Genomic DNA, 26,225 nt, shown 5'->3' on the forward strand with positions numbered 1-26,225 from the left:
CATGCTGTCTGCGATTTTCGTCGACCGCCCGCGGCTTGCAATCGTCATTGCAATCGTGACGACCATCGCCGGCGCAATCTCGTTTGTCGCCATGCCGGTGGCACAATATCCGGACATCGTGCCGCCTCAGGTCTCGGTGACCACCCAATATCCCGGGGCCAGCGGCGCCATTGTAGACGCCACCGTCGCGCAGCCGATCGAGGCGCAGGTGGTTGGCGTCGACAAAATGATCTACATGAAAAGCACCAGCGGCGACGACGGAAGCTACACGCTGACCGCCTCCTTCGAGCTCGGCACCAATCCTGACATCAATACCGTCAACATCAACAATCGCGTGCAGACCGCGCTGTCGTCGCTGCCGTCGGAGGTCCAGAAGCAGGGTATCAGCGTCAAGAAGAAATCGACGGCCATTCTCGCGGTCGTGACCCTGTACTCGCCCAAGCATACGCACGATCCGCTGTTTCTATCGAATTATGCCACCATCAACCTTCTCGATCAGATCAAGAGCACGAACGGCGTCGGGGATGCCTATCTTTTTGCGCCCCAGGACTACGCCATGCGTGCATGGGTCAAGACCGATCGACTGACCGGCCTCGACCTGACGACCGCCGATATCATCAACGCCGTCCAGTCGCAAAACGTGCAGGCAGCCGTAGGCCGGATCGGGGCGCGTCCGATCTTCAATGATCAGCAATTGCAGCTGAACATTCAAACGAAGGGCCGCCTCGCTTCCGTCTCCGACTTCGAGAATATCGTCGTCCGCACCAATCCGGATGGATCGGTCCTGAGGCTTCGCGACGTGGCCCAGGTCGAACTCGGCGCCGCCAACCTCGACCGCGATACCAGGTTCAACGGACAGAACGCGGCGGCAATTGTCGTTTATCAAACGCCGGGCGGCAACGCGATCGACACGGTCGCGGCAGTTCGAAAGAAGCTTGCAGAGCTCGAGAAGCGCTTTCCCGAAGACCTGTCGTGGAAGGTGACCTACGATCCAACGATCTTCGTCACCGATACCCTGCACGAGGTCAAAAAGACCCTGGTCGAGGCGTTCATTCTCGTCGTCATCGTGGTGTTCCTGTTTCTGGGCAGCGTTCGAGCGACGCTGATTCCGACATTGGCGGTTCCGGTCAGCCTCATCGGCGCGTTCATTGCGCTGAACGCCGTGGGATACTCGGCAAACACCGTCTCGCTGCTCGCCATCGTGCTTGCCATCGGAATTGTGGTCGACGATGCGATCGTCGTCGTCGAAAACGTCGAACGCGTCATGGAGGAGCGGCCTGAACTGTCGCCCGCGGATGCGACCAAGCAGGCGATGCGGGAGATTACGGCGCCGATCATTGCGATCACTCTCGTCCTTCTATCGGTGTTTGTTCCCATCGCGTTCATACCGGGGATTTCCGGCGAGCTGTTTCGCCAGTTCGCGGTGACGGTTGCGGTATCCATGCTGCTGTCCGCGATCAATGCGCTCACGCTGTCGCCAGCGCTTTGCGCCGTATTTCTGCGACCTCATCATGGTCCCAGACGCGGGCTCATCGGATGGACGATGCGAACGATCGACCGCGTCCGGGACGGATACGGAGCCATCGTCGCGCGTCTCGTCCATTTTTCGATAGTCGGAATTGCCATGGTCGCCGTCGCCGGCGCCGCTACCTTTGGCATTGCCAGGCAAACTCCGACGGGATTTGTCCCCGAAGATGATCAGGGCGCCATTTTTATCATTGCCCAGTTGCCCGGCGGCGCCTCGGTCGGGCGCACCTCAGAAGTTCTGCGTCGGGCCGAAGACATCATCAAACAGGATCCGGCCGTTGAAGACTATACCAGCATCATCGGCCTGAATTTCATCGACAGCTACTCGCAAGCGAACGCCGGTTTCATGGTGGTCACCTTCAAGCCTTTCGAGGAGCGCAAGAAAGGCGAGCTTGGCGCGCGCGAGACCATCGCGCGGTTGCGAGGGAAGCTTCGTGCCATCGAAGGAGGCGTCGTCGTGCCGTTGGCCCCGCCGCCGATCGTAGGCCTCGGCACCGGAGGCGGCTTCACCTATGTCCTCGAAGACCTGCGAGGTGGCGATCCGGCAGCCCTCGCGCAGGCTCTTCGCGGCCTCGTCGTGGCGGCCAACGCGGAGCCGCGCTTGAGGGGAGTGTTCAGCACATTCTCCGCTGACAATCCTTCGATCTTTCTGGAGATCGATCGCGACAAGGTCCAGATTCTCGGCGTGCAGCTCAAGGACGTGTTTCAGGCCTTGCAGGCGTCGCTTGGCGGCTATTTCATCAACAACATGAACCTTTACGGCCGCACTTGGCAGGTCCAGGTTCAGGCAGACGCCGCCGACCGTTCGACCATCACGGACATTTACCGCATCAATGTCCGTAATGCGGAAGGACAGATGATCCCGCTGCGCAGCCTCGTCGAAACGCGCGTTGCGCTTGGGCCGCCTGCAATCATTCGCTACAACAATCTTCGCGCAGTGACAATTCAGGGCACGCCGGCGTCTGGCGTGTCGTCCGGCCAAGCGTTGAAGGTGTTTGAGGACGTTGCTGCCAGGACACTGCCACAAGGTTACGCCGGCGAGTGGACGGACACAGCGTTCCAGGAAAAGCGCGCCGAAGGAAAGACCGGCATCATCCTCGGCTTCGCTGTGTTGTTCGCCTATCTCTTCCTGGTCGCACTCTATGAAAGCTGGACCATCCCGGTCCCGGTCTTGTTGTCGGTTACGATAGCGGTTTTGGGTTCGTTCAGCGCAATCCTGCTCAGCGGCCTGACACTCGATCTCTACGGGCAGATCGGGATGGTCGTGCTGATCGGACTGGCCGCCAAGAACGGCATTTTGATCGTCGAGTTCGCGAAGGAGAAGCGCGAGCATGGCATACCGCTGCTCGAGGCAGCCGCGGAAGGAGCACGCTTGCGCTTCCGCCCGGTGATGATGACGTCGTTTGCCTTCATCCTCGGTCTCTATCCGCTCGTGGTCGCATCAGGCGCCTCGGAGCTTGCACGACGCGGCGTAGGCACCCCGGTTTTCGGCGGTATGATTCTGGCCTCGTTCGTGGGCATCTTCGCGATCCCTCCGCTTTACGTCATGTTCCAGGCCATCCGAGAGCGATTGCGGCCGGGCGCAAAGAAGAAGCCCGAAGCTTTGCCAGCCAACGAGATTTCAACGGACAATGTCGCGGCCGAATGAGGTCGCTTCCACGATGGAGCTCTTTTCATGATCAATATTCGCAACATTCAGGTCCTTACTGTCGCGATCGTGATGGCCTCCAGCCCGGCATCGGCCATAGAACTCACCGGAGCATGGGCGAGCGAAGCCGACATGTGCAGTCAGGTATTCAGCAAGCGAGGCAGTCACGTCGCCTTCACCGAGATGTCGGAGTTGTACGGCTCGGGCTTCATCATCGAGGGCAACAGCATACGAGGAAAGTCGGCCAACTGCACGATCAAGTCCAAAAAGGAAAACGCAGGCAGCGTCGAGATTTCGGCTGCATGCGCAACCTCGATCATGAATCAGGACATGAAATTCGTCCTGAAAGTTATTGACGACAACAATATCAGCCGCTCCTTTCCCGACATTTCCGACATGAGCGTTAAATTTACCAGGTGTGCAATGTAGATCGCGCCAGGTTCATGCGAACCGGCTGATCGTTTGCCGGTGGCAATCCCCTTGTTGCTCGCGTCTTACTGCAGAGCTTGAGCATAGAAGTGGCGAGGGCACGTTGCGCAAGGTTGTCGGGGACATTGCACCAAAGGTCATTTCTCGAGACGAGATAGCTGCGAAGATGTCTTTGGGTCGCGCCGACAAGAGAGGTGCGATGCGATCTCAGGGCTCGCACCGAAGTGTGTTCGATATCTGATCCAGCGCCATTGCTGTGCTCGACAGACGATGCCGCGCGACGGTTTGCTGTGCGTGTCGGTCCGCTTGGCGCGGGAGTATTGCGCTACCACAGCCGGCGCCGTTTTGTTGATGCGCAGAGATTAATCCGAGTGTTGATCCAAATCAAAGTGCTGGTGTCGTACGCGCTCAGCGTGTGTTGAATCCGCTCCCGGGGACAGGAGAAGGAAGTATGCACCGCGTGTTTCGGGCGATCTGCAATCGCCTCGTTGCTTCAGCCGGCCTCGTCGCGATTTGGTTCTGCCTTGCGCAGCCGGCAACAGCCCAGGAGCTTCTGCTGCCTGCGTCGCGAGATGAAATCGCCGACCGCGAGCGTCTGTCCTCGTGGACATTGGACAAGTTTCCCGCTCAGCCGTTCATGAAGGAAATCTACTGGGACCGCCGAGCTCAGGAGTTGCCGGCGTTCTTCCGCGATTCACTCGTACAATACGTCGCGCGAACCTATTACATGAACCGCGACAATTTCGACGGAACCAAGTCGCAAGCTTATGCCGCAGGCGGCTGGCTTGCGGTCCGAACCGGCCTGATTGGCGACCTGTTCGGCATTCACGCCGCCTTCTACGGATCGGAGAGGCTTTTTGGTCCTCTCGATCAAGACGGTACGAAGCTGTTGGCGCCGGGCCAGAACAACATCAATACTTTGGGTCAGATCTATGGACGCATCCAACTCGGCGACCAGGAAATCCGTGGCGGACGGCAGTTGGTCGATACGCCATTGATCAATCCTCAAGACAATCGGATGGTACCGAACACGTTCGAGGCCGCGACGCTTGTATCGTTGCCAGACAAGGATCGCTTCTACGACTACGCCCTCGGTTACATCTGGAATATCAAGCCGCGCGATTCAAACGATTTCATTCCGATGTCGAATGCGCTGGCCGGAACCGGCACGGAGGGCACGCCATTTGGGATGTTCAGGCTCCGCCCGATTCCTGGCCTCGTGTTGACGGCTATGGATTACAACGTCCAGAACTTCATCAATTCCGGCTTCGGTCAGGCGGAGTATGACTTCAGGCAGCCAAAGGGGATGCCCAACTTCATCTTGGGCGGCAATGTCATCGCGCAGACGAGCGTAGGCGACAACCTGCTGGCGGGCAGTCCCTTCGAGACCTACCAGGCTTCTGCGAAGGCACAGATGGCGTATGCCGGCTGGACGCTCTTCATCGCGGGGTCTGCGACAGGGAACCAATCCAAGATCTATTCGCCTTTCGGGACCAAACCGAACTATACGGACATGCAGCAAGTGTCCTTTGACAACGCCGGCGAGAAGGCGATCGGCGGCAGCGCCGCTTACGACTTCGCGGCCTTTGGGCTCCCCGGACTGAGCACCGGTGCCTGGTACAGCCAGGGTTGGGGAGCCCTGAATCCGGTGACGAATGTCGCGATTCCCGACCGTCGAGAACTGGATGTATGGCTGCAGTATCGGCCGACCGAGGGGCCGCTGAAAGGCCTGCGACTGAAGACCCAATACTCAAACGTTTGGCAACAGGGGAACGTGCGCCCGACGCAGCAAGAATTCCGCTTGATCGCCGATTACACGGTGCTTTTCAGGCCGGAACCGTCGGTGTCGAAGCACTAGGGCAATCACCTTCTTCCCAACCCGGATCAGGCGTGGTGCCACTGGACAGGCTCGCATTGCCCCGATGCGGAACGATTTAGGCGGAGCTTTGATGACGGGCGCGATCGCTGCCGGGCTCGTCGCACCGGTTTTGCATCGTCAAGGAGGCTGAGTACCCTCCCGCCCGAGCCCGAAAATCGCAAGTCATCGAAAACGCTTAGTGATGCGACTTGGGGCGCGGGGCCACGGTGTGCAGCACCTGACTGCTTCGAGGGCGATCGGTCTAGCCGCAACTCATCTCTATCGAAGAAAATGCCATGCCCTCTTGGTGCCGACGCCTTCCGAATGCGCTCGCGGAGGGGAGGCTGTGTCTTCCCGTTGAGTCTTCTTCTGATTCCACGATTCGAGGGCGCCGAAACCTCGTTGGAGACGAACTCCCTGTAGCGGTGCCTCATGTGGGGAACTTTGAAGGCAAATGGAACCGCTTAAAAAACATCAATGTAAACAATATGTTACGTGGGCGATCCGATCACATCTGCGTGTTATTTGTGCAACACCCGTCGGAAAACGCGCTTCATAGGCCCGTTCCGGAGCGTTCTGTTGTTGTGTGTGCAAGGACGTTCGGTAATTGTGACTGAGCGACGGAGGGGGGCATCCCGAGGTCGTCCCGTTTTAGGTGGTTCGCTTAAGTAGACCATCGATACGAGGATGCGTTGATTTCCAACGTCTTTTCGCGGGTAGCTCAAACGGCTTTGTACGAGGATTTGTACGAGGCTTCAACTTGGAGGTTTAACATGAAGTTTAAGGGCCTTTTGCTCGGTTCTGCGGCAGCGTTGCTCGCCGTCGGCGGGGCACAAGCGGCTGATCTTCCCGTAAAGGCCAAGGCGGTCGAATACGTGAAGATCTGCTCGCTCTACGGTGCCGGGTTCTACTACATCCCGGGCACTGACACCTGCATCAAGCTGGGTGGTTACCTGCGCGCTGAAGTCGCGCTGGGCACCAACTCGGACTTCACCCTGAACCAGAACGTCTCGACCCAGGGCGCCAACGGTGCACGCAACCGTCTGACGAACTACTACACGATGCGCGCTCGTGAAGACCTCAACATCGACACGCGCACCGCGACCGAGTACGGCGTCGTCCGCACCTTCTTCGACGGCGTGTTCTCCTGGACCACCGGCAACTATGTCGGCACCGGCAGCGCCACCGGTGGCACCGCCTACAGCGGTGCGCTCGCCATCAACACTCCCGTCGGTGCAGCTGCTCCGGCTCTCTTCGGCTCCGGCGGCGGTTCGGTGAACGGCACCGACGGCAACACCTCGGCCGGTTCGCTCGGCGTGTATTACGCCTTCATCCAGTTCGCCGGCTTCACCATGGGTAAGGCCGTGTCGCAGTTCGACGCGCCTTGGACCAACTATCCCGGCAACAACTTCGACGGTCTCGTCGGCGGCAGCGGCACGGTCACTGGTATCAACCAGTTCTCCTACACCGCTGACTTCGGTCAGGGCATCACGGCGGCGTTCTCGGCGGAAGATCCGACCTCCTACATGCAGGCTGGTAACGTCAACCTGACTGGCGCAACTGCGGCTGGCATTTTCGGCGGTGCTGTCGGCGCCAATGCCATCGGCGGCAGCAGGTCGCCGAACCTCGTCGGTATGGTTCGTGTCGACCAGGCTTGGGGTCTGTTCCAGGCGTCGGTCGCTGCGCACGACAACCACGTGGGTTACTACGGCCCCGCCGAAACGTTCGGCCACCCCGACGACAAGTGGGGTTGGGCGGTTCAGCTCGCTCTGTCGATCAAGAACATCCCGACCGGTGCGGGTGACGTGATCAACGTGTCGGCCGTCTACACCGACGGTGCGACCCGCTACAACTTCCAGAACCTCGCGGGCAGCACGTATGTGATGTACGGCAGCTCGGGCCTCGCCGGCGCCTACGGCAGCGTCGCCGCTGTCACCGCTCCGGACACCGTGTTCGTCTCGGGTGGCCAGCAGGAGACGATCAAGACCTGGGGCTTCCGCGGTGCTTACACGCACAACTGGGATCCCTACTGGAACACCGCGATCTACGGTGCCTACGCTCAGGCGCAGTTCGGCTCGGGGGCCAAGACCTTCCTCTGCGGCGCTGGTGGCCTGCTCACCGTCGGGCAACCTGGTCTTACGGGTTGTAACCCCGACTTCAATATCGGCCAGGTGGGTATCATCACCCGCTGGACGCCGGTCAAGAACCTGACGTTCTCGGCCGACTTGGCCTGGACCAACGTCGACCAGAAGTACGCAGGTACAATTGCGGCGGGGCTGGCCGCTGTTCCCGCCAAGCCGGCTGCGACCTACGAGGTCAAGGACCAGAACTCGCTCGTTCTGCTCCTCCGCGCTCAGCGCAACTGGTGATCTCGGTCTAACGACCTGACAGAGAGCCCCGGCGGGAAACCGCCGGGGCTTTTCTTTTGGTGCATGGCTTTGCGCCCCAGCAATGTCGGCCGAGCCGGCGCGTCGCTTCCGTGACCGGTCGCGTGCACGCCTCAGGTCGCGGCCGCTGCTCAAGCCGGACGACGGCGCATGTCCGGCGCTTGCCACCGATGCTCTCTGCAGCGACTCCCTGCGCTGTCTGCTTATGGCCCTGAAACGGGCCTTTGATCTGGATCAACCCGGAGGAGTGCCACCAGGCCGCTGATGCGATGGCCCCCGGGGGTCGTCATGTACCTGGCTAATACGAAATCGTTGTCTGGCTCCGGACAATCGTTCGAAGATCCAGCAGGTGAGGGGATGCTTTATGTGCCGGGCGGCACGTTTCGCATGGGCTCGGATCGGCATTATCCGGAGGAAGCGCCGGCCCATCTCGTTACCGTTGACGGATTCTGGATGGATCGCACGCCGGTCACTAACCGCCAATTCCGCAAATTCGTGAACGCGACCGGCTACGTCACTTTCGCCGAAATTACGCCTGATGCGAAGGACTATCCGGGCGCTCTGCCGCACATGCTCAAGGCCGGGTCACTGGTCTTCACGCCGCCTAAGCGAGCTGTAGACTTGCACAACTGGGGGCAATGGTGGACGTTCAAGTTCGGCGCCAACTGGCGCCGTCCCTATGGTCCGCGCAGCAACATCAGCGGGCTCGACGACCACCCGGTCGTCCACGTCGCCTACCGCGACGTCGAAGCCTATGCCAAATGGGCCGGCAAGGAATTGCCGACCGAGGCCGAATGGGAATTCGCCGCACGCGGCGGACTGGACGGCGCGGAATTCGCCTGGGGTGACGAGCTATTCCCCCGCGGAAGGCATATGGCAAACACCTGGCAGGGCAATTTCCCGCACCAGAATCTTGCGGCTGATGGCTTCGAACGCACTTCGCCCGTCACCGCATTCCCGGCCAACGGTTACGGCCTGCACGACATGATCGGCAATGTCTGGGAAAGGACGGCCGATTGGTATTCGCAGAAGCACGAAGCCGACGCCCTGAAAGTCTGCTGCATCCCGCAAAATCCTCGCGGCGGGCCCGAGGGCGCGAGCTACGATTCTTGTCAGCCGAACCTCAGGATTCCACGCAAGGTGCTTAAAGGCGGCTCGCATCTTTGCGCTCCCAGCTACTGCCGCCGCTATCGTCCGGCCGCGCGTCATGCCGAGCCGATCGACACCTCAGCAAGCCATGTCGGCTTCAGGTGCATCGCCAGGAAGAGGATCACGTCATGAGTAACGATCGGATTCCGGAAAAGCCTGAGATGAGCACGGGACCAATCGGCGGAGGATTGAAACGCCGCGATCTCTTGTTGAGTGGTAGTTCTCTCGTCGCCGCTTCGGCGCTCTCGGCCGTCGGATTGACGAGCCCTGCGCAAGCGCAGCAACCAGCTACGGCGCCGGCGCCCGCTACGCCCGGGCAACGGCCGAACATCGTCGTCATCATGGGTGACGATATCGGCATCTGGAATATCGGGGCCTACCACCGCGGGATGATGGCCGGGCGGACGCCAAACCTCGACAAGATCGCCGCCGAAGGCATGCTGTTCACCGATTACTACGCCGAGGCGAGTTGCACGGCGGGTCGCGCCAACTTCATCACCGGCGAACTGCCGATCCGCACCGGCATGACCACAGTCGGCCAGGCCGGCGCTCCCACCGGCTTGCCGGCGGAGGCCGTGACCATTGCCGCGGCGCTGAAAGGTATGGGCTACGCCACCGGCCAGTTCGGCAAGAACCACCTTGGCGACAAAAACGAGTTTCTGCCGACGGTGCATGGCTTCGACGAGTTCTTCGGCTACCTGTATCACCTCGACGCGATGGAAGATCCGGCCCACCCCGCTTATCCGCAGGAGCTGTTGAACACAGTCGGTCCGCGCAACATGGTTCACTCGTGGGCGACCAACGTGGACGACGCCACCGTGGATCCGCGCTGGGGCAAGGTCGGCAAGCAGAGGATCGAGGACGCCGGAACGCTCTATCCCAAGCGGATGGAAACCGTGGACGATGAAATCCGCGACTTCGCGCTCAATTTCATCGACAGGGCCAGGGCCGACAACAAGCCATTCTTCCTGTGGCTCAATCCGACCCGCATGCACATCGTTACGCACCTGTCGCCGAAGTACCAGGCGATGCGCAACTCCAAGAATGGTTGGTCCATCCATGAAGCCGGCATGGCGCAGCTCGACGACGACATTGGCATCGTGATGCAGAAGCTGAAGGATATGGGCGTCGATGACAACACCATCGTGGTATTCACGACCGACAACGGCACCGAGGTCTTCACCTGGCCCGATGGCGGACAGACGCCATTCGCGCAGAGCAAAGGCACGATCATGGAGGGCGGCTTCCGCGCGCCGGCGATGGTCCGCTGGCCGGGCAAGGTGCCGGCCGGCAAGGTCGAGAACGGCATCATGTCCGGACTGGACTGGTTCCCGACCTTCCTGGCCGCTGCCGGCAACCCCAACATCGTCGACGAGCTCAAAAAGGGTAAGCAGATCGGTGACCGCACCTACAAGTGCCATCTGGACGGCTACAACCAGCTGGACATGATCACTGGCAAGGGGCCGTCAAATCGGCACGAAATCTTTTATTTCGGCGAAAGCGAGCTGGGGGCCGTGCGCATCGACGACTACAAATATCGTTTTATCGACCAGCCCGGAGGCTGGCTGGGTGATAAAAGCAAGGTTGACGTGCCCTATTTGACCAACCTTCGCCTCGATCCTTTCGAGCGCACGGGCTGGCCCGATAGCGGGACCAAATACGGGGCGCAACAATACTTCGACTGGTTCAAATACGAATTCTGGCGCTTCGTGTTTGTTCAGCAGCAGGTGGAAAAGCTGGCGATGACGGCGATCGAGTTTCCGCCGATGCAGAGGGGTGCAAGCTTCAATCTAGACGCTGTGAAGGCCAAGATCGAAGCGGCGCGAGCGGCAATCGCCAAGTAGCGCAGCTTAAGGCGCCGCTATTCCACGCTGCCAGCGCCGCGGCGCAGGTCGGCCTCGATCTGCAACCGCGTGCCGCCGCCGAACCGGGCGCGGTAGACCTGAAGGTTCTCCATGATCCGCTGCACGTAATTGCGCGTCTCGGAGAACGGAATCAGCTCGACCCAGTCGACCGCGTCGACCTTGGGATCGCGCGGATCGCCGTAGCGGTCGACCCACTTCTTCACGCTGCCGCGGCCGGCATTGTAGGCGGCAAACGTCATGATGTAGGAGCCGCGATAATCCTCGAGCAGCCCACCGAGCTCGGCCGAGCCGAGCGTGGCGTTGTAGGCCGAATCGTTCTTCAGCCGCCCCAAATCGTAGGTCGCGCCATGCCGCTTGCAGACATAGCGCGCGGCATCCGGCGTCACCTGCATCAGCCCGTAGGCCTGCGCCGGCGAGACCACGGAGGGATTGAACGCGCTCTCCTGCCGCGCGATGGCGTAGACGATGCTGCGCTCGACCTCGGGGCCGATCGGCGTGAATTGCGGAATGCCGTTGACGGGATAGGCGTAGAAATCGAACGGAAGGCCGCGGTTGAGCGCGGCCTTGCCGACCAGCAGCATGCCGCGCGCATCGCTGTAGCGCTGGGTCAGCTCGCCGAGGCCGGTCAGCGCCTCGGGATCGCCGTTCTCGCCCATGTCGGCGAGCATGGGCACGGCCATCTCGCGCTCGTCGAGCTCGTAGAGCAGTTGCGCCGCGCGCACGATCTCCAGCCGTTCAGCGCCGCGCCCGCGCGGCTGGCTGTTGAGCTCGATCTGCGGCAGGCCGAGTTTTGCGCGTGCGAGCTGGCCGTAATAGCTCGTGGATTGTTCGGCAGCCCGCGCATAGGCGTTGCGCGCCTCCTGCTGGCGGCCCGCCGCTTCCGCCGCGCGGCCCTGCCAATAGCCGGCGCGCGCCAGCGTGGTCGGATTGACGCTGCCGACGCCGATGCGGGCAAAATGCTGGGTGGCGGTCGCCGGATCGTTGAGAAAGCGCAGCGCGATCCAGCCTGCCGTGAACTCCTGCTCGGTCTTGTAGATGTCGCGCGAGGGCAGCGCCGCGTCGCGCGCGATCAGATAGGCGCTGCGGAACTCCTCGGTGTCGATCATCTTGCGCGCGAGCAGGCGCCGCTCGATCCACCATTCGTCGAGATTGTAGAGCCGGTTCGGATCCTTCGGCGCCGACAGCATGAGCTGGGCGGCCTCGGCAAACTTCTCCTCGCGGCGCAGCAGCTGGATCTTGCTGAAGAGGAAACCGGGGTCATTGTGCAGCTCGCGCGGCACGGCCTCGAGCAGGGCACGCGTGTTCGGCGCCTTCTTGACCGAGGCGATGCGGGCCTTGGCCAGCGCGACATAGCCGGCGCCGAGGCGTTTTGCGGCGCGCAGCGCGGCCTCGTTTTCGCTGCCGTAGAGCAGGGTGTCCATCCGCGCCTTCTGATCGCCCGGCGTCAGCAGGGCGCCGAACTGGTCGAGCGCGTTGTTCTCGGTGTCCTCCGACATCGGATCGCTGCGCCAGGCCTCGCGCACCAGCCGCTCGGCATTGGCGCGGTCGCCGCGCGCCAGCATCGCCTTGGCGAGCGTGAAGCGGCCCTTCGCGGACACCGGGGATTCGTTCTCGAACCACGACCACGCAACTGAATCGTCGCGCCTGTCGTCCCACATCGCAGCCTCGAGGCGGCGGCGCAGGAAGGTCTGCGACGGCCAGCTCGGATTGGCGGAGAGGAAGGCGCGATAGCGCTCGACGGTCGCGCCATTGTCCTCGCTGCGCAGGATGATCCATTCCGCGAGCTTTCGCGCGACGGGATCCGAGATCGTGGCGGCGGCGTTGGTGGCGTCGCCCGCCTTGCGCTTGCGCACGAGTTCGATGACGCTCTCCAGCGTGTCCTTGTCGGCTTGCGACGTCGACGAGGTCGCAGCGATCGCGGCCGGCGTCACCGGCCTGCGAGGTGCCGCGTGCTGGCGGGTCGCGGGCGCCAGCACAGGAGCTGCGATCGGTTTGGCGGCCGGAGGGGCTGCGGGTCTGACGGTGGCCGTTGCGGCCGGCGCGGGTGCCGCTTTGGGGGGAGAGCCGGTGGCGGTCGGCTGCGATTTTGGCGCCGGCGCCGCTGCCGCAGGCTTGGGCTTGTTCTTGGCGGGTTCCTTGCCAGCGTCCTTGCCGGCATTCTGGGCTGGTTTCTTCGCGGCATCCTTGGCCGGGGCGCCAGCCGCCCCCTTGCTTGCGCCCTTCGCTGTGTCCTTGCCGGTTCCCTTGGTGGTTTCCTTAGCTGTTTCCTTGGCCGATCCTTTGCCGGATCCCTTCGCGGCGTCCTTGGCGGCTGGCTTCGCAGTGTCCTTGGCCCCTTCCGCAGGTGTCTCATTGGACTTGGCCCAGGCGGCGCAGCCGACAGACAGCCCTGCCATCAGGCACACGACCAGACCGGTGGATCGCCATGTGGCACGAGGAAATGAGGTCACGGCGTTTCGTCGCCCCGAATCAGTCAAGTGGCTCAAGATCTAGCTGAATTTGATTGAATATGCGGACAAAATACCAACAGCCGCTTACCTCGGGCGGGTTTGCACCATCACCGCGGCAAAATCGCGGCCTAAACGGTGCGTCGCACGGGAGCGGCCCTTTTACCGGCGGGATAGACCCGATATGAATGGGGCTTGCTCTCAAAACTCGCCGCGTACGGAGGAAGTCCATGGCAGCCAAGACGAAATTCCGGGGGTCGTTCACCGCCTTGGTCACGCCGTTCAAGAACGGCTCGCTCGACGAGGCAGCGTTCCGCTCCCTGGTCAACTGGCAGATTTCCGAGGGCACCAACGGACTGGTCCCGGTCGGCACGACAGGCGAGAGCCCGACGCTCAGCCATGACGAGCACAAGAAGGTCGTCGAGTGGTGCATCGAGGAGGCCAAGGGCCGCGTGCCCGTGGTTGCCGGTGCCGGCTCCAACTCGACCAAGGAGGCGATCGAGCTGGCCCAGCACGCCGAGAAGGCGGGCGCGGACGCCGTGCTGGTGGTGACGCCTTACTACAACAAGCCGACCCAGGAAGGGATGTACCAGCACTTCAAGGCGATCAACGATGCGATCGGGATTCCAATCATCATCTACAACATCCCGCCGCGCTCGGTGATCGACATGTCGGTCGACACCATGAAGCGGCTGTGGGAGCTGAAGAACATCGCCGGCGTCAAGGACGCCACCGCCAGCATGGTCCGCGTGTCGCAGCAGCGTGCGGCGATGGGCGAGGACTTCAACCAGCTCTCGGGCGAGGATGCGACCATCCTCGGCTACATGGCCCATGGCGGCCACGGCTGCATCTCGGTGACCTCGAACGTCGCACCGCGCCTGTGCTCGGAGTTCCACACCGCCTGGCAGAAGGGCGATCACGCCACCGCGCTGAAGCTGCACGACAAGCTGATGCCGCTGCACAACAACCTCTTCATCGAGAGCAATCCGGCGCCGATCAAGTACGCGATGTCGCTGCTCGGCAAGCTTGACGAGACGCTGCGGCTGCCGATGGTGCCGGTGACCGAGCCGACGCGCGTTGCCGTGCGCAGCGCCATGGTTCACGCTGGCCTGATCAACTGACGCGGTAACCTTTCCGGGGAGCGTTTCATGAGCGGGGTCGATGAAAAGGGCAGGCGGATGCTCAAGGAGTTCCGCGAATTCGCCATGAAGGGCAACGTCGTCGATCTCGCGGTCGGCGTCATCATCGGCGCGGCCTTCGGCGCCATCGTCACTTCGCTGGTCGGCGACGTGATCATGCCGTTGATCGGCGCAGTCACCGGCGGCCTCGACTTCTCGAACTACTTCACCCCCTTGTCGAAGGCGGTCACCGCCACCAACTTAGCGGATGCTAAAAAGCAAGGCGCGGTCTTGGCTTGGGGCAGCTTCCTCACGCTGACGATCAACTTCATCATCATTGCCTTCGTGCTGTTCCTGGTGATCCGCGCCATCAACACCCTGAAGCGCAAGGAAGAGGCGGCACCGGCCGCTCCGCCGAAGCCGTCGGCCGAGGTCGAGCTGCTGACCGAGATCCGCGATCTCCTCAAGAAGTCTTGACGCGTACGCTTCGTCCAAACTGTTAGCGTTCGCGCGATCTCACTCAGGTTTGTCTGCCATGGCTGATAAGAACGAACGACCGATCAAGGTCATGGCGGAAAATCGCAAGGCCCGCTTCAACTATGCGATCGAGGATACGATCGAGGCGGGCATTGCGCTGACCGGCACCGAGGTCAAGTCGATCCGCAACGGCAAGAGCACGATCGCGGAATCCTACGCCGATTCGAAGAACGGCGAGATCTGGCTGATCAACGCCACCATTCCCGAATACCTCCAGGGCAACCGCTTCAACCACGAGCCCAAACGGCCGCGAAAGCTGCTGCTCCATCGCCGGCAGATCAACAAGCTGATCGGCGCGGTGGACCGCGAGGGCATGACGCTGATCCCGCTCAAGCTCTACTTCAACGAGCGCGGCCGCGCCAAGCTGCAGCTGGCGGTTGCAAAGGGCAAGAAGCTGCACGACAAGCGCGAGACCGAGAAGAAGCGCGACTGGAGCCGGGAGAAGGGGCGCCTGCTGCGGGCGAGGGGATAGCGGGATGAATCAGAAGAACCTGCTCGAGGTCGACTGGAGCCAGATTCCGGCGCCGGCCGATGATGGCGGGGCCGCGCATCTGCCGGGCATGACGCTGCCCGCGATCGGCCTGCTCGCGACCGACGACACATCAGTGATGCTGTCGGCGCTCCCCGGCCGAACCGTGGTGTTCGCCTATCCCCGCACCGGCGAGCCCGGCAAGATCTCGCTGGTCGACGATTGGGACATGATCCCGGGCGCGCGCGGCTGCACGCCGCAGACCTGCGCGTTTCGCGATCTGTTTGCCGAGCTGAAGGCCGCCGGCGCCGCCCACGTGTTCGGCCTCTCGACCCAGAGCAACGAATACCAGACCGAAATGGCCTCGCGCCTGCATCTGCCGTTTCCGGTGCTGTCGGACGAGAAGCTGGCGCTGACGCGCGCCCTCAAACTGCCGACCATGGAGGTCGCAGGGCTGACCCTGATCAAGCGCCTCGCGCTGATCATCGACGACGCCAAGGTCACGCATGTGTTCTATCCGGTGTTTCCACCCGACCGGAACGCCGGCGATGTCCTGGACTGGCTGAAGGCCAATCCCGTCAAAGACTAGTCCAAGGGCTAGTCGAGGTCGGCCTTCACCTTCGCGAACACGGACCGGAACATGTCCGGCGTCAGCACGCCGGTGTTCGTGTTGTAACGCGAGCAGTGATAGCTGTCGTAGAGCCTGAACGCGCCGGCCTGGTGCACCGCGCCGTGGCCGAAAGGGGCTTGCGAGCCCTTCAGATTCAGCGGCTTGAGCACGGTGTCGTGCGCAATCCGCCCGAGCGCGACGATCGCGCGCAGGTTCGGCATTGTCGCCAGATTCGCCGCGAGAAACTGACGGCAGGTGTTGATCTCGGCGGGCAGCGGCTTGTTCTGCGGCGGAACGCAATGCACCGCATTGGCGATGCGGCAGTCGACCAGCTTCAGCCCGTCATCGGGCCGCGCCTGATAGGCGCCCTTGGCAAAGCCGTATTCTAGCAGCGTGGCGTAGAGCAGGTCGCCGGCATAGTCGCCGGTGAAGGGACGGCCGGTGCGGTTGGCGCCCTGCATACCCGGCGCGAGGCCGACGATCAGGAGACGCGCCTTGACGTCCCCGAAGGGGGCGACCGGGGCGTTATGCCACGACGGCTCGCGCGCGCGATTCGCCTCGCGAAAGGCGACCAGGCGCGGACAGAGCGGACAGTCACGGTCGGGGACGAGGGTGGGGGGCTGGCGGCCTGACCGGGCCGCCTCACTCCTCAAAGTCGTCATCGCCCCTCGGGGCCATCGTGGTCGCGCGCTGGAGGAATTGCGGGGCGTGGTGGCGGGCCTCGCGCTCGCCACGATCGCGCGGGGCGGGGCGTTCGGACGGGTCGCGGCCGAGCTTGGATTGCAGCTCGACGAGGTCGGTGAAGACGTCGGCCTGGCGGCGCAGCTCGTCGGCGATCATCGGCGGCTGGCTGGCGATGGTCGAGACCACCGTGACCCGCACGCCGCGGCGCTGGACGGCCTCGACCAGGGAGCGGAAGTCGCCGTCACCGGAGAACAGCACCATCTGGTCGATGTGCTCGGCGAGCTCCATCGCGTCCACGGCGAGCTCGATGTCCATGTTGCCCTTGACCTTGCGGCGGCCGGAGGCGTCGATGAACTCCTTGGTCGCCTTGGTGACGACGGTGTAGCCGTTGTAGTCCAGCCAGTCGATCAGCGGGCGGATCGAGGAGTACTCCTGATCCTCGATGATGGCGGTGTAGTAGAAAGCCCGCAACAGCGTCCCGCGGCTCTGAAACTCCTTCAGCAGGCGCTTGTAGTCGATGTCGAAGCCCAGTGTTTTCGCCGTCGCGTAGAGATTGGCCCCGTCGATGAAGAGCGCGATCTTGTTGGTAGGAGAAGGTGACATTCAGTTTGCTCGCGAAGTGCTCGTGATTGATCGTTTATTGTTGGCGCGGCAGCACGCCGCGCAGTTCTAGAGTGCCGCCGAAACCCGTCGAAACCGCAAATCCGGAGAAGTCGGGGCAATCAAGGTATAGTTATGGCGAACTCTCAAACACCCGGGGCCGCCCTCGGTGGCAGCCCTGGAAATCGCCCATCCCAGCCCCAATGTGGGGGTAGCAGAGCCATTTGGCGAGGCCAAATCACAAATTGGCCTTGCGAAATTGTCTTGGCCCCTATAACTAGCCCCAATCATCCACATATTTCGTCCCACCCACAACGGAGCGACAGTCCATGGCTCGCGTCACCGTAGAAGATTGCATCGACAAGGTCGATAACCGGTTTGACCTGGTCCTGCTGGCCGCCCACCGTGCCCGCATGATTTCGTCGGGTTCACAACTAACGGTTGACCGCGATAACGACAAGAACCCTGTTGTGTCTTTGCGTGAAATTGCCGACACGACCATCTCGCCGGAGGACCTCCGCGAGGAGCTGGTGCACTCGCTCCAGAAGTTCGTCGAGGTCGACGAGCCCGAGCCGGATACGGTGCCGCTGATCGGTTCCGCCGGCGCCAGCGTCGATGCGGACGATACCGAAGTTGCCGTTGAGCGCATGACCGAAGAGGAGCTCCTGAAGGGCCTCGAAGGCCTCGCGCCGCCGGAAGAGCAGCCCGAGGAAGACGAGTAGATCGTCCCGTCGCAATCGCCGAATTCTTGTGATCTTATCAGAGGCCCGAACCTGCGTTCGGGCCTTTGCTTTTGTTGGCGTTTTCGTGGTTACCATAGTGTTGCCGGTTCGCGCCGCGCACCTGTCACCGAATTGATCGGACGCGCGCGGGATCGGAGCTAAGATGTATACAACGGGCCGCCTTGAGGTCCGTTTGAAGGCAGGACGGCATGGTGTATCGACGCCGCAGATCAACGCAGATGCAGGCCGCAACCGAATCGGTTGCCGTGGCCCCGACTGCGCCGGTGGCGCGCCCGGCCAAGCCGCGTGCGCGCATGATGCGTCAATATGACCTCGTCGAGCGCGTCAGGTCCTACAATCCCAACACCAACGAAGATCTGCTGAACCGCGCCTATGTCTACGCCATGAAGGCGCACGGCTCGCAGACGCGGGCCTCGGGCGATCCGTATTTCTCGCATCCGCTCGAAGTGGCGGCGATTCTCACCGACCTGAAGCTCGACGACGCCACCATCGTGGCCGCGCTGCTGCACGACACGATCGAGGACACCGAAGCGACGCGGGCCGAGATCGACCAGATCTTCGGACCCGAGATCGGCGCGCTGGTCGAGGGCCTGACCAAGCTGAAGCGGCTGGAGTTGGTGTCGCGCGAGGCCAAGCAGGCCGAGAACCTGCGCAAATTGTTGCTGGCGATTGCCGACGATGTTCGCGTTCTCCTGGTGAAGCTCGCCGACCGCCTGCACAACATGCGCACGCTGGAATTCGTGCCGCCGGAATCGCGCAGGCGCATTGCCGAGGAGACGCTCGACATCTACGCGCCGCTCGCGGGCCGCATGGGCATGCAGGAAATGCGCGAGGAGCTGGAGGACCTGTCCTTCCGCACGCTCGACCCCGAGGCCTATTCGGTGGTGATGCAGCGACTCGACGCGCTCGCCGAGCGCAACCGCAATCTGATCGGCGAGATCGAGGCCCAGCTCTCCAACAATCTGCGCCACCGCGGCCTTGGCGCGCGGGTTTATGGCCGCCGCAAGAAGCCGTTCTCGATCTGGACCAAGATGGAGCGCAAATCGGTCGGCTTCGAGCAATTGTCCGACATCTTCGGCTTCCGCGTTGTCGTGAACGACATCGAGGCCTGCTACCGCGCGCTCGGCATCGTCCACACCACCTGGCCGGTCGTGCCGGGGCGTTTCAAGGACTACATCTCGACGCCGAAGCAGAACGACTACCGCTCGATCCACACCACCGTGATCGGTCCGGGCAACCAGCGCGCCGAGCTCCAGATCCGCACCGAGGCGATGGACCAGATTGCCGAGCGCGGTATCGCCGCGCACGTGTTCTACAAGGAAGGCGCGGGCTCGCCGACCGAATTCCTCAAGCGCGAATCCAACGCGTTCGCCTGGCTGCGGCACACCGTCGGAATCCTCTCGGAGAGTGCCAACCCCGAGGAATTCCTCGAGCACACCAAGCTCGAGCTGTTCCACGACCAGGTGTTCTGCTTCACCCCGAAGGGCAAGCTGATCGCGCTGCCGCGCCACGCCAACGTCATCGACTTCGCCTATGCGGTGCATACCGACGTCGGCAACAGCGCGGTGGGCTGCAAGATCAACGGCAAGTTTTCGCCGCTGTCCTCGGAGCTCCAGAACGGCGACGAGGTCGAGGTGCTGACCTCGGAGGCGCAATCGGCGCCGCCGTCCGCCTGGGAGACGCTCGCGGTCACCGGCAAGGCGCGCGCCGCGATCCGGCGCGCCACGCGCACCGCCGTGCGCGACCAATATGTCGGTCTCGGCCGGCGCATCGTCGAGCGCCTGTTCGAGCGCGCCAAGATCGAATACGCCGACGACAAGCTCAAGGGTGCGCTGCCGCGGCTTGCGCGCACCTCGATCGAGGACGTCATGGCGGCTGTGGGGCGCGGCGAGATCAAGGCCTCCCACGTCGCGCGCGCGATGTATCCCGACTACAAGGAGGAGCGCGTCGCCCGCTACGGCATCAAGAAGGGGCTCGCCGCCAAGCTCAAGGAGAAGGTGGCCTCCGAGCCGCCGCGAACCCCGGTCGCGATCCCGATCCGCGGCATCAATTCCGACCTGCCGGTGAAGTTCGCGCCGAACGGCGGCGCGGTACCCGGCGACCGCATCGTCGGCATCGTCACGCCGGGCGAGGGCATCACCATCTACCCGATCCAGGCGCCGGCGCTGAAGGATTTCGAGGAGGAGCCCGAGCGCTGGCTCGACGTGCGCTGGGACATCGAGGACACCGCGCCGCAGCGCTTCCCGGCCCGCATCAGGGTCGAGAACGTCAACGAGCCCGGCGCGCTCGCGCAGATCGCGACCGTGATCGCCGAGCACGACGGCAACATCGACAACATCAGCATGCAGCGCCGCTCTCCGGACTTCACGGAGACGACGATCGATCTCGAAGTCTACGACCTGAAGCACCTGAGCGCGATCCTGGCCCAGTTGCGCGCGAAGGCGGTCGTCGCCCGCGTCGAACGTGTTAATGGATAGACGTCTTTCGTATTCGCCTGTCCTTCGAATTTGTGAGCCTTGCAATGCCCGCTTCTCCGCTCCGCCTCGGCGTCAATGTCGACCATGTCGCGACCCTGCGTAACGCGCGCGGCGGCCGCAATCCCGATCCGGTGCGCGCCGCGCTGCTGGCGATCGAGGCTGGCGCCGACGGCATCACCGCGCATCTGCGCGAGGATCGCCGCCACATCCGCGACGAGGACATGGCGCGGCTGAAGGCCGAGATCTCCAAGCCGCTCAATTTCGAGATGGCGGCGACCGACGACATGATGCGCATCTCGCTCGCCACCAGGCCGCACGCGGTGTGCCTCGTGCCGGAGCGCCGGCAGGAGGTGACGACCGAGGGCGGACTGGATGTAGTCGGCCAGCACAATGCGCTCGCGCCCTACATCGCCCGGCTGAACGATGCCGGAATCCGCGTCTCGCTGTTCATCGCCGCGGACCCCGCGCAGATCGAGATGGCGGCGCGGCTGCGCGCGCCCGTGATCGAGATCCACACCGGCGCCTGGTGCGATGCCGTCGTCGACGGCCACACCGAGAAGGCCGACGCAGAGTGGAAGCGGATCGTGGCGGGTGCGAAGCTGGCGAAGGACGCGGGGCTGGAGGTTCACGCCGGCCACGGGCTCGACTATGCGACGGCGGAGACGATCGCAGCTCTGCCCGACATCATGGAGCTCAATATCGGCTACTACATGATCGGCGAAGCCTTGTTCGTCGGTCTCGCCGAGACGGTGCGCAGCATGCGCGCGGCGATGGACCGCGGCCGGAGCCGGGCATGATCATCGGCATCGGCTCCGACCTGATCGACATCACCCGCGTCGGCAAGGTGATCGAGCGCCATGGCGAACGCTTTCTCGACCGCATCTTCACCGCGGCCGAGCGGGCCAAGGCGGAGCGGCGCGCCAAGAACGAGAAGATGGTGGTGGCGACCTACGCCAAGCGCTTTGCCGCCAAGGAGGCCTGCTCGAAGGCGCTCGGCACCGGGATCAGGCGCGGCGTCTGGTGGCGCGACATGGGGGTGGTCAACCTGCCGGGCGGACGGCCGACCATGCAGCTGACCGGCGGCGCTCTGGCCCGGCTCCAGGCCCTGACGCCTGATGGCTTCGAGGCGCAGATCGACCTGTCGATCACCGACGACTGGCCGCTCGCACAGGCCTTCGTCATCATTTCGGCCGTTCCGCTGGCCAAGCCCTGACCGTTCCCAGGTCATTTTATAATTCTTGTTAAGAATCAATATCTTATGCAGTTTTGATGCGATCCTTGATTGCGTGGCCTCCGACAACCGTCTAAAAGTCCGCGGACGCAAATCAGGCTGGGCGAATTCGGCTTTACGCCGGAATTGGCCCTCATTATCAGAATCAGGACAATCTCCTTGGGCCGCGAAGCGATGGCTGTTCGCGGGAGGAGGGCGCTCTGTGACCGCCGGCCGGAATTGAGAGAGCAATGAGCGTGACTTCGGGAACGAAAACTGAAAGCGGCGTCGGCGAAACGATCCGGGTCGTGATCCACGCTCTCCTGATCGCGCTCGTGATCCGCACCTTTCTGTTCCAGCCCTTCAACATCCCGTCCGGCTCGATGAAGGCGACGCTGCTGGTCGGCGACTATCTGTTCGTCTCGAAATATTCCTACGGCTATAGCCACTACTCGATCCCGTTCTCGCCGCCGCTGTTCTCGGGGCGGCTCTGGGGCTCGGACCCGAACCGCGGCGACATCGTCGTGTTTCGCCTGCCGAAGGACGATTCCACCGACTACATCAAGCGCGTGATCGGGCTTCCCGGCGACCGCGTTCAGATGAAGGACGGGCTGCTCTACATCAACGACACCCCGGTCGAGCGGCAGCGCATGAGCGAATATGTCGGCGAGGATCCGTGCGGCTCCGAAGGCGGCGGCATCTCCCGGGTGAAGCGCTGGAAGGAAACGCTGCCGAACGGCGTGTCCTATGAGACGCTGGACTGCGCCGACAACGGCTACATGGACACCACCAACGTCTACACCGTGCCGGCCGGCCATTTCTTCATGATGGGCGACAATCGCGACAATTCCACCGACAGCCGCTTCCTCGGCCAGGTCGGCTACGTGCCGCAGGAGAATTTGATCGGCCGAGCCCAGATGATCTTCTTCTCCATCGCCGAAGGCGAGCATGCCTGGATGTTCTGGCGCTGGCCGTGGGCGGTGCGCTGGAATCGCTTCTTCAAAATCGTCCGATGAAAGACGAAGCCAAGGACATCACGACCCAGCCGACCGAAGCGCAAGCCGCTCCTGACGGCGAAGCTGTGACCAAGACGCCTGCCAAGAAGAAGCGGGCGCGGAGCAGCAAGGCCAAGGGCACGGATGCGAACGCGGCGCTTGAGGCGCGCATCGGCCACAGCTTCGCCGACCCGAACCTGCTGATGCAGGGGATCACGCATGTCTCGGCGCTGAAATCCGGGCGCAAGCGCGGCGACAGCTATCAGCGGCTGGAATTCCTCGGCGACCACGTGCTCGGGCTCGTCGTGTCCGACATGCTCTACCACGCCTTCCCGAGCGCCGACGAAGGCGAGCTGTCCAAGCGCCTTGCCGAACTCGTGCGCAAGGAGAGCTGTGCCGACGTCGCCAAGTCGCTCGGGCTGCTCGACGACATCAAGCTCGGTTCGGTCGGCCCCAGCGCCGACGCCCGCCTGCGCAAGAGCGTGCTCGGCGACATCTGCGAAGCCGTGATCGGCGCCATCTTCCTCGACGGCGGCCATGCGGCGGCGGCCGAATTCGTCAAGCGCAACTGGACCGAGCGCATGCACAAGCCGCGGCGTCCGTTGCGCGATCCCAAGACCGTGCTCCAGGAATGGGCGCAGGGGAAGGGCCTGCCGACGCCTGTTTACCGCGAGGTCGAGCGCACCGGCCCGCATCACGATCCGCAGTTCCGCGTCGCGGTGGACCTGCCGGGACTGGCGCCGGCGGAAGGTATCGGCGGCAGCAAGCGCGCGGCAGAGAAGGTGGCGGCCTCGGTGATGATCGAACGTGAAGGTGTTGGCGGCGGCAATGACGGTTGAAGCAAGCGGCGAGGCGCCCGCCGCGACGCGCTGCGGCTTCGTTGCGCTCATTGGCGCACCGAATGTCGGCAAGTCCACGCTGGTCAACGCGCTGGTCGGCGCCAAGGTCACGATCGTCTCGCGCAAGGTGCAGACCACGCGCGCGCTGATCCGCGGCATCGTCATCGAGAACAACGCGCAGATCATCCTGGTCGACACGCCCGGCATCTTCTCGCCCAAGCGCAGGCTCGACCGCGCCATGGTCTCGACCGCCTGGAGCGGGGCGCATGACGCCGATCTCGTCTGCGTGCTGCTGGACGCCAAGACCGGCATCGACGAGGAGGCCGAGGCGATCCTCGCCAAGGCGGCAAGCGTCAATCACGACAAGATCCTGGTGATCAACAAGGTCGACCTGGTCCAGCGCGAGAAGCTGCTGGCGCTGGCGCAGGCGGCCAACGAGCGCATGCCGTTCGCCAAGACCTTCATGATCGCGGCAATCTCCGGCGACGGCGTCGACGACCTCCGCTCGACGCTTGCCGAGATGGTGCCGCCGGGGCCGTTCCTCTATCCCGAGGACCAGATGTCGGACGCGCCGATGCGGCACTTGGCGGCCGAGATCACGCGCGAAAAGATCTATCGCAAGCTGCACCAGGAATTGCCCTACCAGTCCACGGTCGAGACCGACAAGTGGGAGGAGCGCAAGGACAAGTCGGTGCGCATCGAGCAGACGATCTTCGTCGAGCGCGAAAGCCAGCGCAAGATCGTGCTCGGCAAGGGCGGCGCCACCATCAAGTCGATCGGCGCGGACTCGCGCAAGGAGATTAGCGAGATCCTCGGCGTGCCGGTGCACCTGTTCCTGTTCGTCAAGGTGCGCGAGAACTGGGGCGACGATCCCGATCGCTATCGCGAGATGGGCCTGGAATTTCCCAAAGAATAAGCAAGAACAGATCGGTATCCGATGAGCGTGCCCACGAACGTCCGGCGCTTCGAAGCGCTGCTCTATGCGTCGTTGATGCTGGATGCGCTGTCGGTTGCGGTGCAGGACCGCACGCCCAATGCCGAGATGACCGAGCAGATGATCATGACGGCGACCCTGCTCGCCGGCGGCATGATCCTGCTGCTGGTCTATTTCGTCTGGCTGGCTGCGCATTGGCGCAAGAACTGGCCGCGCTGGGTGCTGGCCGCAGCCCTGGTGCTGTCGGTGATCTCGCTCGGCCAGATCATCGGCGAGAAGGGCATGGAGCTCGACAGCGCCATCGAGATCGTCTCCTGCGTGCTGACCACGATGGGCCTGTATTTCTCCTTCAGCGGCGACGCGCAGGGCTGGTTCAACGCGTGAGGTTTTGCGCGGTGCCGTAGGGTGGGCAAAGGTGCGCCCTTGCGCGCCGTGCCCACCACGATCGCGGTGGATCAAAATTGGTGGGCGCGCTTCGCTTTGGCCACCCGACGGTCGCTCAAAATGCTAGAGTCCCTTCAATGGAATGGACCGACGAAGGCATCGTGCTGGGGGTGCGGCGGCATGGCGAGAGCAGCGCCATCGTCGAACTGCTGACGCGCGCGCACGGCCGCCATCTCGGTCTCGTGCGCGGCGGTGCCGGCTCGCGGATGCGGCCCTTGCTGCAACCGGGCAACAGCGTCAGCGCGGTGTGGCGGGCGCGGCTCGACGAGCATCTCGGCACCTACGCGGTCGAGGGCCTGAAGCTGCGTGCGGCCACGCTGCTGGCCTCGTCCCACGGCGTCTACGGCGTCACCCATCTCGCCTCGATCGCGCGGCTCCTTCCCGAGCGCGATCCGCACGAGGAGATATTCGGGCTGCTCGAACATTCGCTCGACGATTTCGACGACATCGGCAGCGCGGCCGTACACGTGATCCATTTCGAGCTGGCGATGCTCGCCGAGCTCGGCTTCGGGCTCGCGCTGGACAACTGCGCGGTGACCGGGGAGACCACGGACCTTATCTACGTTTCGCCGAAATCCGGCGGCGCGGTGTCGCGCGGCGCGGGCGAGCCATGGCGCGACCGGCTGCTGCGCCTGCCGCCGTTCCTGCGCCACGGCGAAACCGCGACCGAGCTCACCGACCAGGATCTTCAGGACGGTTTTCGGCTGACCGGATTGTTCCTGCTGCGCCACGTGCTGGAGCCGCGCGGGCAGGTCCATTCCGACGCGCGGGCCGGCTTCATCAATGCCTTGACGCGGCAGCAGGCGAGGGCGGCGATCCCGGCGCCATGACGTCAGCGCGCCTCTGTATTGTCTGATCAGATGGCATGTCCCGGAACCAAATCGGGTTTCCTGGATTGGCCCGTGGGGTTCCAACCCGGGGATAAACCTGATGCTGATCAAGGGACTTATTGTGTCGGCAGCGCTGATTGCGCTGGCGCCGGACGCCCTCGCAGGCGAGCAAACAGGACTGGTTCGCCGTGCCTCCTGCACGGTCGTCAGGTTCTATGTAGCCAAATATTCGGCAGCAGCCGCAGAGGCATGGGCCCGGTCCAAGGGCGCGACGGAAGCAGAGATCGAGGCTGCCAGGCGCTGCCTGACCAACGCACCGACCACCACACAGGCCCAAAATCGCCAGGCCACCCAGACCGTGACCGCCGGCTGGGCGGGGCAGTAAGCCGCCCACAGGGAACCAATCCATCCTTGCCCGATTCGCT

General features: G+C 63.2%; 23 protein-coding genes. 20 read left to right on the forward strand and 3 right to left on the reverse strand.

Annotated elements, in window-relative coordinates; all coding sequences use genetic code 11:
- The first annotated feature begins 1 nt into the window (after position 1).
- The 6 genes from ACVWW6_RS25650 to ACVWW6_RS25675 all read left to right on the forward strand — a co-directional run bounded on the left by ACVWW6_RS25650 (position 2) and on the right by ACVWW6_RS25675 (position 10,842).
- Positions 2-3,175: an efflux RND transporter permease subunit gene (locus ACVWW6_RS25650; RefSeq protein ID WP_161534678.1), complete on the forward strand. Its 3,174-nt coding sequence runs from the start codon at positions 2-4 to the stop codon at positions 3,173-3,175.
- A gap of 27 nt (positions 3,176-3,202) precedes the next feature.
- A complete protein-coding gene (locus ACVWW6_RS25655) occupies positions 3,203-3,604 on the forward strand; it encodes a hypothetical protein (protein WP_011087839.1) in 402 nt (133 codons plus the stop codon).
- A 451-nt stretch (positions 3,605-4,055) separates the two neighbouring features.
- Positions 4,056-5,462 carry an OprD family outer membrane porin gene (locus tag ACVWW6_RS25660; protein ID WP_038966356.1) on the forward strand — a complete coding sequence of 469 codons (1,407 nt, stop codon included), beginning with the start codon at positions 4,056-4,058 and terminating at the stop codon, positions 5,460-5,462.
- A gap of 773 nt (positions 5,463-6,235) precedes the next feature.
- Complete coding sequence (locus tag ACVWW6_RS25665; protein WP_456681571.1) at positions 6,236-7,831, forward strand: porin; 1,596 nt, start codon at positions 6,236-6,238, stop codon at positions 7,829-7,831.
- 306 nt (positions 7,832-8,137) lie between these two features.
- A complete protein-coding gene (locus ACVWW6_RS25670; RefSeq protein WP_456681572.1) occupies positions 8,138-9,130 on the forward strand; it encodes a formylglycine-generating enzyme family protein in 993 nt (330 codons plus the stop codon).
- A 29-nt stretch (positions 9,131-9,159) separates the two neighbouring features.
- Entirely contained in the window at positions 9,160-10,842 is a 1,683-nt protein-coding gene (locus tag ACVWW6_RS25675; RefSeq protein WP_161537054.1) for an arylsulfatase, read from the forward strand.
- Positions 10,843-10,859: 17 nt separating this feature from the next.
- Here ACVWW6_RS25675 and ACVWW6_RS25680 read toward each other — a convergent pair whose 3' ends face one another.
- Positions 10,860-13,259, reverse strand: coding sequence for a lytic transglycosylase domain-containing protein (locus tag ACVWW6_RS25680; RefSeq protein WP_456681573.1), 2,400 nt, complete (start codon positions 13,257-13,259; stop codon positions 10,860-10,862).
- Between the two features lie 281 nt (positions 13,260-13,540).
- Here ACVWW6_RS25680 and dapA point away from each other — a divergent pair, with 281 nt between their 5' ends.
- The 4 genes from dapA to ACVWW6_RS25700 are packed head-to-tail and all read left to right on the forward strand — an operon-like array spanning position 13,541 to position 16,023.
- The gene (gene dapA / locus ACVWW6_RS25685) at positions 13,541-14,431 is read left to right on the forward strand and encodes a 4-hydroxy-tetrahydrodipicolinate synthase (RefSeq protein ID WP_028171604.1); all 891 of its coding nucleotides are present in this window, start codon (positions 13,541-13,543) and stop codon (positions 14,429-14,431) included.
- Positions 14,432-14,488: 57 nt separating this feature from the next.
- Positions 14,489-14,905 carry a large conductance mechanosensitive channel protein MscL gene (gene mscL / locus ACVWW6_RS25690; RefSeq protein WP_027547170.1) on the forward strand — a complete coding sequence of 139 codons (417 nt, stop codon included), beginning with the start codon at positions 14,489-14,491 and terminating at the stop codon, positions 14,903-14,905.
- A 58-nt stretch (positions 14,906-14,963) separates the two neighbouring features.
- Positions 14,964-15,437, forward strand: coding sequence for an SsrA-binding protein SmpB (gene smpB, locus ACVWW6_RS25695; RefSeq protein ID WP_011087830.1), 474 nt, complete (start codon positions 14,964-14,966; stop codon positions 15,435-15,437).
- Between the two features lie 4 nt (positions 15,438-15,441).
- A complete protein-coding gene (locus tag ACVWW6_RS25700) occupies positions 15,442-16,023 on the forward strand; it encodes a peroxiredoxin (protein ID WP_028171605.1) in 582 nt (193 codons plus the stop codon).
- A gap of 8 nt (positions 16,024-16,031) precedes the next feature.
- Here the strand turns inward: ACVWW6_RS25700 and ACVWW6_RS25705 are convergent, their stop codons facing one another.
- Positions 16,032-16,706, reverse strand: a complete 675-nt coding sequence (locus tag ACVWW6_RS25705) for a uracil-DNA glycosylase (protein WP_028171606.1) — start codon at positions 16,704-16,706, stop codon at positions 16,032-16,034.
- A complete protein-coding gene (locus tag ACVWW6_RS25710; RefSeq protein ID WP_011087827.1) occupies positions 16,687-17,331 on the reverse strand; it encodes a LabA-like NYN domain-containing protein in 645 nt (214 codons plus the stop codon). Before ACVWW6_RS25710 ends, ACVWW6_RS25705 begins: the two co-directional genes overlap by 20 nt.
- Before the next feature lie 326 nt (positions 17,332-17,657).
- Between ACVWW6_RS25710 and rpoZ the strand changes: the two genes are divergently transcribed.
- From rpoZ to ACVWW6_RS25760, 10 genes are all read left to right on the forward strand, one after another.
- Positions 17,658-18,050, forward strand: a complete 393-nt coding sequence (gene rpoZ / locus ACVWW6_RS25715) for a DNA-directed RNA polymerase subunit omega (RefSeq protein ID WP_008133017.1) — start codon at positions 17,658-17,660, stop codon at positions 18,048-18,050.
- Between the two features lie 209 nt (positions 18,051-18,259).
- Complete coding sequence (locus ACVWW6_RS25720; protein ID WP_060912485.1) at positions 18,260-20,548, forward strand: RelA/SpoT family protein; 2,289 nt, start codon at positions 18,260-18,262, stop codon at positions 20,546-20,548.
- 44 nt (positions 20,549-20,592) lie between these two features.
- Positions 20,593-21,345: a pyridoxine 5'-phosphate synthase gene (locus tag ACVWW6_RS25725; RefSeq protein WP_011087825.1), complete on the forward strand. Its 753-nt coding sequence runs from the start codon at positions 20,593-20,595 to the stop codon at positions 21,343-21,345.
- Positions 21,342-21,761 (forward strand): holo-ACP synthase, encoded by a 420-nt coding sequence (gene acpS / locus ACVWW6_RS25730; RefSeq protein ID WP_161534683.1) that lies wholly within the window; start codon positions 21,342-21,344, stop codon positions 21,759-21,761. The genes ACVWW6_RS25725 and acpS overlap by 4 nt, the downstream gene beginning before the upstream one ends.
- Before the next feature lie 248 nt (positions 21,762-22,009).
- Positions 22,010-22,774 (forward strand): signal peptidase I, encoded by a 765-nt coding sequence (gene lepB / locus ACVWW6_RS25735; RefSeq protein WP_011087823.1) that lies wholly within the window; start codon positions 22,010-22,012, stop codon positions 22,772-22,774.
- Positions 22,771-23,592 carry a ribonuclease III gene (gene rnc, locus ACVWW6_RS25740; protein WP_456681574.1) on the forward strand — a complete coding sequence of 274 codons (822 nt, stop codon included), beginning with the start codon at positions 22,771-22,773 and terminating at the stop codon, positions 23,590-23,592. Before lepB ends, rnc begins: the two co-directional genes overlap by 4 nt.
- Complete coding sequence (gene era / locus ACVWW6_RS25745; RefSeq protein ID WP_011087821.1) at positions 23,582-24,508, forward strand: GTPase Era; 927 nt, start codon at positions 23,582-23,584, stop codon at positions 24,506-24,508. Before rnc ends, era begins: the two co-directional genes overlap by 11 nt.
- A gap of 21 nt (positions 24,509-24,529) precedes the next feature.
- Complete coding sequence (locus tag ACVWW6_RS25750) at positions 24,530-24,910, forward strand: hypothetical protein (RefSeq protein WP_011087820.1); 381 nt, start codon at positions 24,530-24,532, stop codon at positions 24,908-24,910.
- 137 nt (positions 24,911-25,047) lie between these two features.
- Complete coding sequence (gene recO / locus ACVWW6_RS25755) at positions 25,048-25,800, forward strand: DNA repair protein RecO (RefSeq protein ID WP_011087819.1); 753 nt, start codon at positions 25,048-25,050, stop codon at positions 25,798-25,800.
- 100 nt (positions 25,801-25,900) lie between these two features.
- The gene (locus tag ACVWW6_RS25760) at positions 25,901-26,185 is read left to right on the forward strand and encodes a hypothetical protein (protein WP_456681575.1); all 285 of its coding nucleotides are present in this window, start codon (positions 25,901-25,903) and stop codon (positions 26,183-26,185) included.
- The last annotated feature ends 40 nt before the right edge of the window (positions 26,186-26,225 follow it).

The sequence above is a fragment of the Bradyrhizobium sp. USDA 3311 genome, assembly GCF_054062495.1.

What these genes read in the sequence shown, in the direction of transcription:
- ACVWW6_RS25720 (WP_060912485.1), top strand. Translation starts at nt 18,260, where the DNA reads ATGGTGTATCGACGCCGCAGATCAACGCAGATGCAGGCCGCAACCGAA.
- recO (WP_011087819.1), top strand. Translation starts at nt 25,048, where the DNA reads ATGGAATGGACCGACGAAGGCATCGTGCTGGGGGTGCGGCGGCATGGC.
- ACVWW6_RS25700 (WP_028171605.1), top strand. Translation starts at nt 15,442, where the DNA reads ATGAATCAGAAGAACCTGCTCGAGGTCGACTGGAGCCAGATTCCGGCG.
- ACVWW6_RS25675 (WP_161537054.1), top strand. Translation starts at nt 9,160, where the DNA reads ATGAGCACGGGACCAATCGGCGGAGGATTGAAACGCCGCGATCTCTTG.
- ACVWW6_RS25660 (WP_038966356.1), top strand. Translation starts at nt 4,056, where the DNA reads ATGCACCGCGTGTTTCGGGCGATCTGCAATCGCCTCGTTGCTTCAGCC.
- ACVWW6_RS25665 (WP_456681571.1), top strand. Translation starts at nt 6,236, where the DNA reads ATGAAGTTTAAGGGCCTTTTGCTCGGTTCTGCGGCAGCGTTGCTCGCC.
- ACVWW6_RS25760 (WP_456681575.1), top strand. Translation starts at nt 25,901, where the DNA reads ATGCTGATCAAGGGACTTATTGTGTCGGCAGCGCTGATTGCGCTGGCG.
- ACVWW6_RS25750 (WP_011087820.1), top strand. Translation starts at nt 24,530, where the DNA reads ATGAGCGTGCCCACGAACGTCCGGCGCTTCGAAGCGCTGCTCTATGCG.
- ACVWW6_RS25650 (WP_161534678.1), top strand. Translation starts at nt 2, where the DNA reads ATGCTGTCTGCGATTTTCGTCGACCGCCCGCGGCTTGCAATCGTCATT.
- ACVWW6_RS25725 (WP_011087825.1), top strand. Translation starts at nt 20,593, where the DNA reads ATGCCCGCTTCTCCGCTCCGCCTCGGCGTCAATGTCGACCATGTCGCG.
- ACVWW6_RS25710 (WP_011087827.1), bottom strand. Translation starts at nt 17,331, where the DNA reads ATGTCACCTTCTCCTACCAACAAGATCGCGCTCTTCATCGACGGGGCC.
- rnc (WP_456681574.1), top strand. Translation starts at nt 22,771, where the DNA reads ATGAAAGACGAAGCCAAGGACATCACGACCCAGCCGACCGAAGCGCAA.
- smpB (WP_011087830.1), top strand. Translation starts at nt 14,964, where the DNA reads ATGGCTGATAAGAACGAACGACCGATCAAGGTCATGGCGGAAAATCGC.
- era (WP_011087821.1), top strand. Translation starts at nt 23,582, where the DNA reads ATGACGGTTGAAGCAAGCGGCGAGGCGCCCGCCGCGACGCGCTGCGGC.
- lepB (WP_011087823.1), top strand. Translation starts at nt 22,010, where the DNA reads ATGAGCGTGACTTCGGGAACGAAAACTGAAAGCGGCGTCGGCGAAACG.
- ACVWW6_RS25670 (WP_456681572.1), top strand. Translation starts at nt 8,138, where the DNA reads ATGTACCTGGCTAATACGAAATCGTTGTCTGGCTCCGGACAATCGTTC.
- dapA (WP_028171604.1), top strand. Translation starts at nt 13,541, where the DNA reads ATGGCAGCCAAGACGAAATTCCGGGGGTCGTTCACCGCCTTGGTCACG.
- ACVWW6_RS25705 (WP_028171606.1), bottom strand. Translation starts at nt 16,706, where the DNA reads ATGACGACTTTGAGGAGTGAGGCGGCCCGGTCAGGCCGCCAGCCCCCC.
- ACVWW6_RS25655 (WP_011087839.1), top strand. Translation starts at nt 3,203, where the DNA reads ATGATCAATATTCGCAACATTCAGGTCCTTACTGTCGCGATCGTGATG.
- acpS (WP_161534683.1), top strand. Translation starts at nt 21,342, where the DNA reads ATGATCATCGGCATCGGCTCCGACCTGATCGACATCACCCGCGTCGGC.
- ACVWW6_RS25680 (WP_456681573.1), bottom strand. Translation starts at nt 13,259, where the DNA reads ATGGCAGGGCTGTCTGTCGGCTGCGCCGCCTGGGCCAAGTCCAATGAG.
- mscL (WP_027547170.1), top strand. Translation starts at nt 14,489, where the DNA reads ATGCTCAAGGAGTTCCGCGAATTCGCCATGAAGGGCAACGTCGTCGAT.
- rpoZ (WP_008133017.1), top strand. Translation starts at nt 17,658, where the DNA reads ATGGCTCGCGTCACCGTAGAAGATTGCATCGACAAGGTCGATAACCGG.